This is a genomic window from Ferruginibacter sp., assembly GCF_049840995.1.
In the GTDB taxonomy this organism is placed as follows: Bacteria; Bacteroidota; Bacteroidia; order Chitinophagales; family Chitinophagaceae; genus Ferruginibacter.
The window spans coordinates 619,150-633,937 of sequence record NZ_JASGIP010000004.1; the positions used below are offsets into that span (position 1 = coordinate 619,150).

13 protein-coding genes are annotated in these 14,788 nt (G+C 40.7%); 6 read left to right on the top strand and 7 right to left on the bottom strand.

Annotation, left to right across the window (positions count from 1 at the left end):
• The first annotated feature begins 17 nt into the window (after positions 1-17).
• Both QM738_RS13530 and QM738_RS13535 read left to right on the top strand, forming a co-directional pair.
• Positions 18-3,017, top strand: a complete 3,000-nt coding sequence (locus QM738_RS13530) for a SusC/RagA family TonB-linked outer membrane protein (protein WP_462277257.1) — start codon at positions 18-20, stop codon at positions 3,015-3,017.
• Positions 3,018-3,036: 19 nt separating this feature from the next.
• On the top strand, positions 3,037-4,392 hold the full coding sequence (locus QM738_RS13535; RefSeq protein ID WP_462277258.1) for a RagB/SusD family nutrient uptake outer membrane protein: 1,356 nt from the start codon (positions 3,037-3,039) through the stop codon (positions 4,390-4,392).
• Positions 4,393-4,447: 55 nt separating this feature from the next.
• Here QM738_RS13535 and QM738_RS13540 read toward each other — a convergent pair whose 3' ends face one another.
• The 5 genes from QM738_RS13540 to QM738_RS13560 form a co-directional block, all read right to left on the bottom strand.
• Positions 4,448-4,771 carry a hypothetical protein gene (locus QM738_RS13540; protein WP_462277259.1) on the bottom strand — a complete coding sequence of 108 codons (324 nt, stop codon included), beginning with the start codon at positions 4,769-4,771 and terminating at the stop codon, positions 4,448-4,450.
• 110 nt (positions 4,772-4,881) lie between these two features.
• The gene (locus QM738_RS13545; RefSeq protein ID WP_462277260.1) at positions 4,882-5,340 is read right to left on the bottom strand and encodes a MauE/DoxX family redox-associated membrane protein; all 459 of its coding nucleotides are present in this window, start codon (positions 5,338-5,340) and stop codon (positions 4,882-4,884) included.
• A gap of 28 nt (positions 5,341-5,368) precedes the next feature.
• Entirely contained in the window at positions 5,369-5,713 is a 345-nt protein-coding gene (locus QM738_RS13550; protein WP_462277261.1) for a helix-turn-helix domain-containing protein, read from the bottom strand.
• A gap of 6 nt (positions 5,714-5,719) precedes the next feature.
• Positions 5,720-6,085, bottom strand: coding sequence for a helix-turn-helix transcriptional regulator (locus QM738_RS13555; RefSeq protein WP_462277262.1), 366 nt, complete (start codon positions 6,083-6,085; stop codon positions 5,720-5,722).
• Between the two features lies 1 nt (position 6,086).
• Positions 6,087-8,546, bottom strand: coding sequence for an aminotransferase class I/II-fold pyridoxal phosphate-dependent enzyme (locus tag QM738_RS13560; protein ID WP_462277263.1), 2,460 nt, complete (start codon positions 8,544-8,546; stop codon positions 6,087-6,089).
• 142 nt (positions 8,547-8,688) lie between these two features.
• Here QM738_RS13560 and QM738_RS13565 point away from each other — a divergent pair, with 142 nt between their 5' ends.
• From QM738_RS13565 to QM738_RS13580, 4 genes are read left to right on the top strand one after another with little or no spacing between them, the layout of a single operon-like run.
• Positions 8,689-9,063, top strand: a complete 375-nt coding sequence (locus tag QM738_RS13565) for a DUF7793 family protein (RefSeq protein ID WP_462277264.1) — start codon at positions 8,689-8,691, stop codon at positions 9,061-9,063.
• 13 nt (positions 9,064-9,076) lie between these two features.
• Complete coding sequence (locus QM738_RS13570) at positions 9,077-10,216, top strand: PAS domain-containing sensor histidine kinase (RefSeq protein WP_462277265.1); 1,140 nt, start codon at positions 9,077-9,079, stop codon at positions 10,214-10,216.
• Between the two features lie 5 nt (positions 10,217-10,221).
• On the top strand, positions 10,222-10,890 hold the full coding sequence (locus tag QM738_RS13575; protein ID WP_462277266.1) for a response regulator: 669 nt from the start codon (positions 10,222-10,224) through the stop codon (positions 10,888-10,890).
• 52 nt (positions 10,891-10,942) lie between these two features.
• The gene (locus tag QM738_RS13580; RefSeq protein WP_462277267.1) at positions 10,943-12,421 is read left to right on the top strand and encodes a hypothetical protein; all 1,479 of its coding nucleotides are present in this window, start codon (positions 10,943-10,945) and stop codon (positions 12,419-12,421) included.
• A gap of 29 nt (positions 12,422-12,450) precedes the next feature.
• Here QM738_RS13580 and QM738_RS13585 read toward each other — a convergent pair whose 3' ends face one another.
• A complete protein-coding gene (locus QM738_RS13585; RefSeq protein ID WP_462277268.1) occupies positions 12,451-13,527 on the bottom strand; it encodes a hypothetical protein in 1,077 nt (358 codons plus the stop codon).
• Between the two features lie 111 nt (positions 13,528-13,638).
• A complete protein-coding gene (locus QM738_RS13590; RefSeq protein ID WP_462277269.1) occupies positions 13,639-14,787 on the bottom strand; it encodes a Wadjet anti-phage system protein JetD domain-containing protein in 1,149 nt (382 codons plus the stop codon).
• Position 14,788 lies beyond the last annotated feature (1 nt).

Consider the following 14,788-nt stretch of genomic DNA (forward strand, 5'->3'; position numbering starts at 1 on the left):
TTTTTAAACTAACTGACATGAAATACCTTTTCTGTTTACTTTTTTTAATACCCTGCAGTCATAAGGCATCAGCGCAGGATCAAAAACTAAAACCGGATTCTGCGAAAAAAGCAACTGTCCCTGTACTCGACAGTGTAGTGGTTTTTAATACCGGGTACCAGAATATTTCCAGGTACCGTGCAGCAGGTTCTTTCACCCAGGTTGATAACCGTGTATTGAACTTACAGGTGGGGAGTAATATTATTAACAGGCTGGAGTCAGTAGCCTCCGGTGTATCATTTAATAAAAAGAATTCCACCGTACCGGCACTTGCTGTAAGGGGCCTGAGTACTATTAACGGGCCAACTGCACCGTTGATTATACTGGACAATTTTCCTTTTGAAGGTGATATCAATACCATCAATCCTAACCTCATTGAATCAATTACTATCCTCAAAGACGCAACTGCTGCATCTATCTGGGGTACCCGTGCAGGTAATGGGGTTATTGTTATAAACACAAAAAAAGCACGGTATAATCAGCCCTTTACAATTGATTTCAACTCAATGGTACAATCCATTTCTAAACCTGATCTGTTTTATAGTAAACCAATTGCCTCGTCAGATTATATTGATGTGGAATTATTTTTATTCGGAAAAAGTTATTACAACAGCATCCTCACTGATTTTTTTCGCCCGGCAGTTTCTCCTGTAGTTGAATTGCTGGACAGGCAATCAAAAGGATTGGTAACTCCCGCTGATGCGGCGGCACAGATAGCAGCTTACCGAAATGTGGATGTACGCAACGACTACAGTCGTGGAATTTACCGCAATGCATTAAACAGCCAGTATGCTATCAACTTCAGTGGGGGTAATGAAAGATCAAGCTGGACAGCAGCAGGCGGGTTTGATAAGAATACCGGTGAATTATCCCAGCAGTACCAGCGTTACAGCGCACGTATTGAAAATGTTTTTCGCCCGGTTGCGAACCTTAAATTATACGGCAGTATGTATTATACCGGCAGTGAGGCAAAGACCGGCAGGGAAGGCTACGTATCCCAGCAATATGTATATCCCTACACAAGCCTGTGGGATGCGGCCGGCAATCCTTTGCCTGCAGCAAGGGAATACCGGATGGGGTTTACTGATACACTTGGGGGAGGCAGGTTGCTGGACTGGCACTATTATCCGGCTGATGATTACAGGCACAACGTTACTACTACTGATACACGAAACATACTGTTGAATTTCAGTGCACAATACCAGTTTGCAAAATCATTCAGCGCCGATTTCAAGTACCAGTATGAATACCAGCAGATCAACGCATCAGGGTTGAAAGATGCCCAGAGTTTTGAAGCAAGGGCAAACATTAACCTGTTCTCCCAGATTAACAGCACTACAGGTGCAGTTACCTATATCGTTCCGAAAGGAGGCATATTGGATATCACCAATTCCCGGATCAGGTCAGAAAATTACAGGGGACAACTTAATTATAATAAGAAAACCGGGGAGCATCTTATTGAAGCACTGGCGGGCGCCGAAATCAGGGCGGTCAGTAATAATGCTCAAAGCTACCGCACCTACGGATACGACCCGCAAACGATTACAGGCACAAGAGTTGACTTTAAAAACACCTATCCAATCATTACTACCGGTGATTATAATACGCTGAGTGGCGGTGATAATAATTTTGAGGAACAGTTAAAAAGGTTCGTATCATTTTATGCAAATGGTTCCTATACGTATAAATCGAGGTACACGGTTACTTTAAGTGGAAGGCGTGATGCATCCAATCTCTTTGGTGTTTCTACCAATAATAGGTGGACACCGCTCTGGTCAGCTGGCGGAGCATGGAATATATCCAGGGAACCATTTTACAGGATAGGTTTTTTACCTTACCTGAAATTCAGGGCATCTTACGGCTATACAGGAAATGCTGATCCCAGGCGTTCGGGCATCGTAACAGTGTACGCAGTAAGTACATCAAGCACAACCGGCTTCAGGAACTTTCGTATCCGCCAGTTCCCAAATCCTGATCTCCGCTGGGAACAGGTAGGCATAACAAATTTGGGATTGGACTTTGCAACAAAGGACAATATTTTTTCGGGTAGTCTTGAATGGTATAATAAAAAAGGCACTGATCTTTTTGCAATGGCACCGGTAGACTATACTGCCGGTATCAATGCCAGCGGCATTTTAAAAAATGTTGCCAATATGCGGGGCAGAGGCCTCGACATGGTATTGAATTCCCGTAATTTAAACGGCAGGCTGGGATGGAAGACCAATGTATTATTCAGCTCTAATGCTGATAAAGTTACAAAGTCCTACCTGACAAGCCTTATTGCTGACCGCTATATCAGTACCGGCGATGGTATTTCAGCTCTGGAGGGACAAAGTGTTCATGCGGTAATTGCCTACAAGTCTGCAGGGCTCGACCATAACACTGGAGACCCGCAAGGCTATATCAATGGCATGGTGAGTAAAGATTATGCTTCCCTGACGGGAACAGGTACTTCCATTGCAGACCTTGAATACATCGGGCCGGGAGTGCCTAAATATTTTGGTTCCCTGACCAATTCATTTTCTTATAAAGCAGTATCACTGGATATCTGTATCAGCTATAAACTGCATTATTTTTTTACAAGGACGCCGCTGGTGTACAGCAACCTTTTCAACGGAGACAAAAAAAGTACAGCGGATTTTGCTGCAAGATGGAAACAACCCGGCGATGAATTGCATACAGATGTACCATCAATGGTTTATCCTGTTGATGGCAACAGGGATTATTTTTATGCAAGGTCTTCATCGCTGGCGGAAAAGGGTGATCATATCAGGCTACAGTTTATCAACCTTGCTTATAATTTCAAACTTTCGGCTAAAGCATCTCGAAGCCAGCAGCGTGGCCAGCTCTATTTTAATGCAAATAATATCGGTATTATCTGGAGAGCCAATAAACTGGGTATTGATCCCGATTATGCCGTAACAGATATTCCTCCCTCAACATCATTTGCAGCAGGTATCAGAATTTTCATTCAATAATTTATTTAAAACAAGTATTATGAAAAAATATATGATTTTTGTTTTTTTTACGGCTCTGGGTTTGGGCGGATGCAAAAAATACCTGGATCAAAAGCCGGATCAAAAATTACTGTTGCCCAATACCATAACTTCCCTGCAGGCATTGATGGACGGCGAAAGCACCATGAACCTGAATAATCCGGGTACAGGAGAAGTAAGCGCAGATAATTATTACCTGGCCGATGCAACCTGGTCAGCACTTACCAGTGCGGCACAAAGGAATATGTACACCTGGGAAGCAGACATTACCGTAAACGAATACCCGAATCACTGGTCACGGTTGTACGATGTAGTTGCAGCTGCTAATGTTACGCTGGAGAATATTGCAAAAATACAGCCACTCCCCAATGAAGTGACGGATTGGAACAATGTAAAAGGTTCAGCTTTGCTCTACAGGGCAAAATCCCTGCTAACAGCAATAGGCTATTGGGGTAATGCATATGATCCCAATACATCCGGTATCGACCTAGGTATTCCGGTAAGACTGTCTTCAGACTTTGCAGCATTATCGGTAAGGGCGAGTGTAAAAGAAGGATATGATCAGGTACTTAATGATTTTAAAGAAGCTGCTACACTGTTACCTGCCTTACCCAAACATGTAATGCGCCCTTCTCAGGCAGCAGCATTCGCGTTACTGGCAAGAACCTATCTTTTCATGGGTGTTTATGACAGTGCAGCTGTTTACGCAGATAAATGTTTGGCAATTTCATCTTTGCTGATAAATTACAATACGCTCTCCACCACAGCCTCCAACCCGGTGCCGCTCTACAACGTTGAAGTTTTGATGCATACACTTTATCCTTCTCCTGCTATATTGGCAAATTCGAGGGCAAGGATTGATTCAAACTTATATGCATCCTACGCCGCCAGTGATTTGAGGAAACTGGTGTTTTTTAAAAGTAACGGCAATGGTTCCTATGCATTTAAAGGCAGTTATGCACAGGGTAACGGTATGTTCAATGGAGTGGCAACAGATGAGCTCTATCTTACCAAAGCAGAATGTCTGGCAAGGGGCAATAAAATAAATGAAGCTATGGCTACAATAAATGCCCTGTTGATAACAAGGTGGAAGACGGGAACCTTTATTCCTTTTTCGGCAACAAATACTGCTGACGCATTGCAGGTAATTTTAAATGAAAGAAGAAAAGAACTCATCTTTAGGGATATCAGGTGGATGGATTTGAAAAGGCTGAATAAAGAAGTTCTTTTCCAGCAAACTGTATACAGGAAGCTGAACGGGAAAGAGTATACACTTTTACCGAATGACAAACGCTACGCCTTACCGATTCCGGCAGCGGTAATTGAAATGAGCGGAATGCCCCAAAATCCAAGATAGTTTCAAATAAAACATCCTGCACTGTAAAAGTGCAGGATGTTTTATTACCAGCTGCTTACGGAGCGGCTTTTTCCACTTCAACCGAAACACCTTCGCTGTTACTGTAAGGGTTGGTTGGATTGGGGAAATCAGGATGATTGCCCATACCATCTGTCCCGGGAGCTGAAATAATACATACCACTGCACTTCCCTGGCTGCAACCGCTGCTGGATGAAGTAAATACATAATTAGCAGGGTTATCCTTGCCTGTATTATTTGTCAGCGTGTAACGGTAAAGGTGATTTTCAAGTTTGTTTTTCTTAATGGTTTGCGGAGTAGTGAATGCCGCAAAGCCCACTGCCATTAATACGGCTATTAGGCCGAATGAAAATCTTTTCATAAATGTTTTTTTAATGATTAGGAAAATTGTTTTGTGAAATTTTATTTTGCTGTTTCCTTTAAAACAGCTTTGGTGAATAAAATTGGCTTACTCTTTTAAAGGTTTTCAGCTTACTCCCTTTTACGGATACCCGTTAAGTATATATTGAGAAATGCCAGGACAGTAAAAATGATGTTGAACCATAAATGTTTTCTCCATGTCAATGCCTTCATTACGCCACCGCAGCTGCAGGGTAGTTTTGTTTTGTCACCTGCAAGCATTGCTGCCACATAAATGGTAAAAGCTGTCATCAGAATTGCTGCTATCCATAGGCCAATCCTCATGGTTGGTTTGTAGGAAATTGAAAGGCCTGCAAGAATCTCTATTGCCGGTAATGCAATCGATATAAAACCTGCAAATGGTTTAAGAAATGTTATTGCTTCCAGTTGTTCATGAAATTTTTGGTACTCAATTAGTTTGCTTGTTCCAGTGTAGACAAACAACAATATCAACAGGAAATTAATTGCAGTTACAATCCATTTTGTATTTTTCAAAAGCATACTGTAAATCTCTAAAACTTGATTTATCAATGCGGGCGCAATGTTTATCAGTATGGATTTATTTTTTTTGTTTTTTGATGCGATAGGCGCCGGGAGCTGTTTTGTAGTAATCGGTAAACGCTCTTGTAAAATTGCCGATGTAATGGAAGCCGGTTTCCTTCGCTACCTGCTTGATGGTTTTCTGTGTTTCTCGAAGCAATCGTGCAGCTTTGATCATTCTTTGCTTTCTCAGGTAGGCATAGACGCTGGATTTGTATTTTCCCCTGAATCCTTTCTTTAATTTGGTGGAACCTATACCGACTGTTCTTGCGATATGTTCAATGGAGTAGTGGACACTGGTATCAGTATCAATAAGGGCTTTTGCTTTTTCAATGCATTCGATATCATAATCAGTAATTTCCATAATTTGTTATAATCCTGTTGGCCGTCTGGCTTCACCTGGTGTGAAGCCGTGATAACGCCTAAAAGTGGTCACAAAACCAGCAAAGCTTTCATAGCCACATTCTATAGCAATATCCTTTATTTTATATTGGGTGTTGGTCAACAGTTGATTCGCTTTATGCATCCTGAGTTGCAGTACATACTGGTAAATGGAGATGTTCATTATTTGTTTGAACATTCGCTTTAATGTGCATTCATTGGTACCAGCTTGCCTTGCCAGTTGCTTGATAATAATAGGGCTGCCGATATCCCGTCTGATAATGCAGAGTGCTGTCTCAACGAACAGTATATGCTGGATAAAAGCAGGAGCATGGTTGGTCGCTTGATTTTCCATATTACTCTGCAACTTTTATCTTTTTTGTATTCTTTCGGCTCACAGAAGAATACACGGCAAGTTGTTCCATGTTGTAACTGTCATAGCTGTGCATATAGGCATATACCTTTTGCGCATGTGCACCGAACTTCTGTTTTTCAAGGCCTGCCGAAAACCCGAGCAGTACTTTAGACTTACCCAGCTTCTTTGCCCTTAACATGATCTGATATAAAGCCTGCCGGTAAATATTGAACTCGGCATTTTCTTCATAGTCCATGCCTATGATAAGCGGTATATAACTGTCGCCTGTTTTGTAACTGTAGACCATGCAGCAGGGCTTGCTGTCATTTTGCAGTCCGTCATCATGAAGGGTAAGCTGGAGCACTTCCCAGTTTTCATCAAGAGCAAGATTCTTGAATAATTTTAAAGGCAGTGAGAAGGTATTTAGCTCAAGGCTTTTTTCCTTCACGTTCTGGTAGAGACTAAACCAGTGTTCCACTTCTTCAAGCCAACTGGAAACTTTTACTACTTCAACGTTGAACCTGGCAGTGTGGCGAAGCACCTTTTTTCGGATATGACTGCGGTTGTTGACTGAAAGCGAATCATAGAATTCCTGCGGAGAGTTCCAGGATAGCGATCCGACAACATGGCTATCAGGAAGAGATACCCTGAAAAAGCCGTTATCGACCATAAGACTGTCAAGGTCTCTGTGTATGCCGTGAAAGTCACGCAGTACAATATGATTGGCCTGGTGCAGTTCACGGATCAGGTAAATGCGGTCGAGGATCATCACTACCGCTTCCTTCCAGTGGGCATGATTTCGGTTGATAAAAAAGTGTTCTCCTTCGGTCAATAGAGATCCGCTGCACAATACAGTGCTGGTAAGGTATTCCGGATTTTGCTTTCTTTTTTCCTCTACCTGCTCCGAAACCGATGCAGGCGAGAGCATATCATCTTTCCATATTGCAGTGGTGAGAAAGGTAGCACTTACGGTTTTGCCTTCGATATCTTTAACAACTAAATAATTGAATACCCAGTTATCCTTCGGAAGCGGGTTACCGTTAAAAACAGTCTCCAGGGTTTTTAACCCATCCCAGTCAAAACTGCCTTTGCCTTCGAAAAGATGATTCCATTCAGCTTTATCTATTTCTTTGATCGAAGTGTATTGCCTGATGACAAGGTTATGGGTTGATGCAATATCTACAGGTTTGATATCGCTTGCTTCGGGAATGGCGATCTTGAATCCCTGGTAAATAGATGGAAGTGAAATATTTTCTTCCTTCATCGCAAGGGCAAATTCTTCAGCCAGGGTTTTGATCATTGCCTGTATTTCTTCTCTGGTATGCAGGGCAGTGACGGTAAAACGTACACCGGTCTTGCGCATGGGAACGGTTGGGAAAATACCAAGGTTCACAAAAAAGCCTCTCTTGATCATTCTTGCTACAAGATTATGGCCGAGTCTTGGATAGCTTACAGCGACAAAAAAAATAGCGGCACCGGCTTCTGAGATTTGCGGCAGGTTGTATAGCTTAAGCATTTGTGTGGTGAAGGCAATATTCTGTTCTAATTTTTGCTGCAGCCCTGGCAATTCTTCACTTAGATGGATTTGCGCAGAAGCAATGGCAGCGCCGAGGCCAGATGGTTGCATGGGGCCTGAGCTTAACAACGGGCCTCCTACATTGCCTATTTTTCTGGCGGCTTCCTTATCACCACACACCAACACGCCGCCACCCGATGCGAATGCTTTGTTCATTGAAGTGGCCATTACCATTTTTGGATGTATATCATGGCGGCTTAAAACATATCCACGGCCATATTTCCCATGAATGCTCATGCCGTGTGCATCGTCAATATATAAATGCAGTTCAGGATATTTATCCAGGAAGCTATAGACTGTATCAATCGGGCAGGCATCACCAAACATGGAATAGATACCATCGGCCATGTACCATATTTTCTTATGTAGCAGTCGCAGTTCCATGATACGCTCTTCAAGCTGTTCCATATTGTTATGACGTATGATTTCAACATGCACACCGTTTGGCTTTACCAGTTGGACAGCTGTTTGAACAGAATTATGCACCTGCTGGTCCATGATAACTGCAGCATCATTCTCAATGAGCACCGGAATTGCCGCAATATGTCCGAGTGTAGTGGTTGGTGTTATGACGCAAGGGGCATTGAATATTTTTTGTAAAAGTTCTTCGAGTTGGGCATAAAGGCCCAATGAAATGTAAGCCCTGGATGCGGAGAACTGACTACCATATTGTTCTATGGCAGCCTTGGATGCAGCTTTGATAGCGGGATGAAATTCCAGCCCCAGGTAACTGCAGGAGCCAAAATTAATCAGTGGCTTCTCATCAATGATGATTCTGGTGCCGGTAATAGGTCTCTTTGAAGTGTTAAGATGGAATATTCCCTTTGATATGCCGTAGCAGGCAATCTGGTCGATGGTGTCGTAAAATGAATGCTGTTTACTCATGAGCGATAAAGTTTTTGCAAACCTGCTCATTTATTTTGTGCCTGAAAACGTATAAAAAACTGATTTTTAAATACTTAGATAAAAACTTCCTCTACGTATAAACACGTATAAAAATTTCAAACTATATATTTAGCTTTATTTAATGGAACACGAAAACCCTTACGTGCACCTTTATATCAAGGATCAGATACTTGTGGGAGACTACAAAGAAAAGCTGCACATCAACCTTGAGATTGCAAAGGAGATTGTAAAGTGGAGACTGGAATTTACCGGGGGAAAGCCAATGGCGACAATGATATTAAGCCACGGCATTACCAGTATGGACAGACCTGCCAGGACTTACCTTTCTTCTCCTGAAGCTACTGTCGGACTTATCGCCACAGCTATCGTAATTGACTCGGAATTCCAGCGCATTGTAGGGAATTTTTTTATTGCAGTTAACAGAACGGCAATGCCTGTTCGATTATTTAAGAATCCTGCCAGTGCCCAAAAATGGCTTAAAAAATTCATACAATAAAATTTTGCATGCTATGGACCCACGTTTAAAACAGATCAACGCTTTGATAAGCGGTTACTCCCAGGGTAATTTTGACAAACACATAAAGATCTCCGACAGCCTTGACGAAATCGATGGTATAGCTACAAGTGTCAATATGTTGGGAGAGGAATTAAAAGCTGTTATGATTTCGAGAAACTATTTCACAAATATTTTTAATGCGGTAACTGATATAGTCCTGGTGGTGAATAAAAGCGGGGTTATTGAAGATGCCAACCATGCAGCTGATGTACAGTGCAAATTTGAAAAGGGATACTTGAAAGGTAAGCCATTAAATATCCTGATGTTTAGGGGGATTCCTCATTTTCGAAAAATGCTCGCTATCCTAAAAGAAAGAGGGGCGGTTCATTATGAATCGTGCAGGCTTAAAACTGCACTTGGGAATATTATACCTGTCAAGGTCAACATAGTTTACTTCGAGGACGGTAACAGGAAACATAGGATTCTACTAACGGCAACGGATATCAGTTATCGCATCAGGACAGAGAACCTGGTCATAAGGGCAATGATTGATACGCAGGAACAGGAACGCATACGCCTGGCAAAAGACCTGCATGACAGTCTGATACAGCAAATGTCAGGGATCAAATTTTTTATTAGTACTACTGCCGGTCTCACAAAGGATAAGGGCAAGCAGCAGGTACTCCAGCAGGCAAACACTGCAATGGCTGATATGATCACCGACGTGCGTAATATTTGCTTTAATCTTATGCCACGTTCATTGGAAGAGTTTGGCCTGGTGAAGGCAGTCGAAGTGTTTTGTGATTCGGTTGTTATAGGAAACAATGTAAAGTTTGATATCCGTGAAGAAATGCAGCTGCCTCCAATGCTTTCTTCATTGAATATTGATCTGTACCGGGTAATTCAGGAATTTATACATAACGCAATCGTGCACGGTAAAGCTGATCAGGTAAGTGTTGTGTTCAGGAGTACCAAAAATATGCTTTCATTAAAATTGCGGGATAACGGATGCGGGTTTGACTTGCTTACAGTCTCAAATGGTATGGGCCTGAAAAATGTTGAATCAAGGGTAAGATCTCATGATGGCAAATTTGAATTGACAAGCGTCTTGGGCAAAGGGACGACTTACAAAATTAATATACCCTTAAATTAACCAACATGATCAGCGATGAAACAGATTTACTTACACTCAGCCTGCTCATAATTGATGATCATAAAATGGTTCGTCAGGGCTTTAAGATGATGCTGCAGTCATTGAAGAAATTACTTTCGTTCAGAATTACAGAAGCCGAGAGCGGGGAAGAAGGACTGAAAAAGTCCAACCGTTATGACTACGATCTTATTATTATAGATTACCAGTTACCCGGTATCTCAGGAGTGGAAACCATTTATCGGATTCTCAGACATAAACCGTTAACTAAAATTCTGGTGTTAAGTCACTATGATGAACTCCCCTGTATCCAGGCGATGATGGATGCTGGTGCAAAAGGATATGTGTTGAAAAGTATTGAACCTGCAGAAATCTATAACGCCATTAGGTCTGTATTGGATAATAAACCTTATTTCAGTAACCTTGCTGCGCTGAAGTTGATCAATTCCAGCAAAGAAAACAGTATCATACAACTACAGGAACCTTCACAACTTACTCCACGGCAATTAGAAATTTTGAAAATGATTGCTATGGAAATGACGAACGGCGAAATTGCTGAAACCCTTTCCATCACCAAAAGAACGGTAGACACACACAGGCAGAATCTATTAAGTAAGCTTCATGCGAAAAATACAGCAGGTTTGGTTAAAGCAGCTTATCAATTGAAAATACTGTAAAGGAGAAATGTGATATTTGTTAAAAATCCAATGCTCATTTAATCATTTGCTAATGGATAACAATCAATTTTATGTTCCCTGCCTTGAATGGGAAGCAACTGTATTTCCACTCGAAATTACCAACATACAATTTGAAAAGATTGAGTATGGTATTCCTGCAACTGCAATAATCCGGATTGACCGTGATAACGATTATAAACTCTGTGGAAAAATTGAAACTTTCCTGTCTCAACCTATGGATGTTGAAGAAGACATTTTTGTTGGCAAAGGGAATATCATCAAACAGGATACAGTGACAGGCAATGATAAAAATGGAAATACAATCACACTGTCTGGTTGTATTTTGGGAAACCTTCACAGCAATTCATGGGAAAGGCAGGGTGATGCATACGGCTTTGATATTGATATTCATTTCGATGCACTGCACATCAGTTTTATAGAATCTAATGGGTTAGCTGATAAAACCAGGCTCGAATGGTTTGTATGCCCGCAAATACCTGATCACTTTGACGAGACTACTTACAGGAATTTGAATTGTCTGATTAAAAGGCAAAGAGTAGGGATAGACGAAAATGACAAAGCAGCGGGATTCTACTCCGGTAGTTCTTCATCAAGGGACCATATTCAGGTGAATTTGCCTGAAGTGAAAGTTATTATAGCAAAAGTTCCAAAGGTTTTTCTTGCTGAAGGGATGCAAGGTATTTGTTTTGAATTCCGATCTGTAGAGATTGGAGAAGCATACAATCAATTGGTAAGAAAGCTGAAACATTTTATTTCTTTTATACTGGGAAATAAATTGACACATGTCGGCTATTCCGAAATTAGTGGTGAAGTGTTAACTCAAGCCTTTTTTCATAACGTATCCCGCCTATACCAGGAAGAAAATAAAAGCGCCATGCCGCCGGTAAAATTTAACCGGAAATATGAGTGGGGTAATTTTTCGTGGTTAACAAATCAGTTGTTACCAACTTATTTAAAGCTTGCGGAAATACTGGCACTTAACCAGGTGTTGTCACGGTACTGGATTGCCAAAAGGCTTCCGGTAGGAGTTAATCTTCCTTTACTGGCCAATGCACTCGAAATTTTAGCGGGCAAATACCTGAAGCATACCGGCAAATTCAAAATGGAAAACATGCCTTCAAAACAATACCTGGATTTGATAAAAGAAGAACTGGAAAAACTGGAGAAAAAATTATCTGGCCTCGAATGCGGTAATGTCATGCTCAATAAAATAAAAGGAGCAAATCAAAAAGTACCAAGCGAAAAAATCAATTTTTTCTTTTGTCTTTTGGGATTGGATATAGGTGACAATGAAAAAGCAGCGATCAACCTCAGGAATAAAATGGCACATAGTTCGAGGGATTACAAAGACGATGAAACGGCTTATGACGACTTGATATTAACGAGAACTTACGAAGTATTGTTTAACAGGGTGATATTAAAACTGCTTGGGTATAAAGATTACTATATTGATTACACTATCACGGGTTGTCCCTCAAGGCAGGTTAATGAAAGTTCTGGGAAAGAGTAAATTTGATAAGTATAATTGAACAGGAGTTCTTAGTCTCTTACAATTTTTTGGGCGATGTATTCAAACAATCTGTATTCTTTACGGTTTTTCCAGTCACAGATAAAACCATCGGTAGAAAAATTTTGGGTGAAATTTGAATGTAATTCTATGACAACTGAAAGAGCTTCATACAAATAAACTGATGCCACCAGTTTGTTTTCTAATTTGAAGATCAGTATGTAATGACATGCAACTGGAAGGTTGATACCAATTTCTTTTACAGGGCTGTAATTATCCTTATTTAACGAGGCAAATTTATTATCCCCACCAGTTACAATCCATTGCCTGGGAGGATCGAACTCTTTGGATAAGACAAATTCACTGCCTTTGAGAAAAGCAAGGAAATTAAAAGCCATCTTTCCATAGAGGCGGAAATAGTCAAACGAAAATTTTGCCTTCCCATTGGATTGAGGCATATAGCTTTTATGTTGCAGTGGAATTCCGTTATAGTGCAGGCTCGCTCCAATGGCTTTTATTTTTTCAGCACTAACTGTTATTTCCTCTGAGGCTGTCGCAATGAAGCAGTTAAAATTTTCTTCAATATTTTCTTCAATGCCTATAAGTATCTGATGCTCTGTGAGCAGTTCGCATATAATATTTTTAATGCGCAAGTTTTCAACGTCGGCGCATCTATTTTTAAATTCTGCAATCGCCTGTCCCATATTGGAAACTGTCGTGCTATCAAAGCTTATTGAAAATTCGCTGGTAGAAGTATTCAAAAGAACTTGCGGGATTTCATATAATCTTCCTTTCTTGATATATCCCAGTGAAAAGGTACTGTCTTCATTTAGGCTCTGAATTACTGTTATTGGCGATTTTGTCGCATACTTATCCGCTAATTTTCCCCTCTTGCCAGGGCCTTCCACCTGTCTGGCTATTCCAACAAAAGACTTTCGGATGAAATCCAGTTCCAATTTGGAAATATCATAATTGAACTGATCACTGACTGTACCAGGCAATAGCTTTTGTATGCCTCCGATTGCAGCAGGAAAAATATGTTCTCCGCTGATATAAGTAAGGCCGGTTTTGTCTGTATAGTAGATACACATAGTGATAAATGTTTGCAATTATGGTATTTCACGATTTTTAGTCAATTTTCAAACGGGAAAATACAAAATCAAAAAAATAGGACATGAGCGGCTACAGTTATAGTGACATTATGTAAGCTGGCGACGCTATTAATTGCCAATCAAGGTCGAAATAACTTTAAGTATGAATTTATGATTGAGACTTTCCTGTTCCAGTCTTCCATTTATAGTAAACAATATTTCAAGGGCCTTCGCTTCAGCCTCCGCCAATTCGCTGAATTGCCGATGTTTATAGGCAACCGGCTGAATCCTTATTTCTTCCAGATGGTATTCAACAGTATCGGCATCCATTAATACTCCACGGACCCGCGGATATAATTTTCGGCACTGGCTGAGCATAGAAAAGCCTTCTTCATCTAGGTCTCCCCAATAGTACAATGCAACATCATTGAATAAAGGAATATCCTCTAGTAATTCCAACGCTTTGCCACGGCTCCATATTACTACTGAATGCTCACGCTTATCAAACATGTAAAGCGCCGTCTCATTTTCGACAAGCCACACTTCTTTTACTTGCCAATGCTGTTTTTTTAAATTTTCAGGCGTGATTCCAAAAACTTCCATTCCATGACTGTAGCGTGCAGCCAAAGACTCATCCAACCAGCGAACTGTAAACAAAACAGGTTTTCGTTTTATACCTATGACTCTACTCAACTTAGTATCTTCACTCCTAAATCTCTCAGGATCGAAATGTCGGATCAATGCCAAAATTAGACTTTCATTTTCTTCAATAAATTTTGTATGTACAGGAACCGGTAGATTACGCATGTAAAAAGTAGATACATCATGCAACAATAGAAAATCAATAACTGATTTCAATCCTTGCCATCTATCCAAATATCTCAATATTGCCTCAGGCTGTTCAATAAGCCAACTACTTATTTCAGGTCTCCATTTTCTTAATTCCTCCAGTTTTTGATCAAACAATAAAATCTCGTTTTCTTTTTTTATTAAAAAAAGAAAATCTTCCTCAGTCTGTACCTTTATTTGAGCGGGCCATCTTTGCTGTCCCAGTTTTTTGCTGAACCAATTTTCCCATTCAATATACCAGCCTTTCCTTGTATCATTCTTTTCATACTTTAAAAACAGCCCTACGCTCTCATGCAGGTCGATTGAATTTGAAGGTTTTGCCTTTCCTCCACGCAATACAATTTGCTCGAATTGATTTTCGGCAATTCGGTTTTTTAAAAAGTCCCGGTATCTCTTTTCCAGCTGTACTATGAAATCAAATTTGTTCATT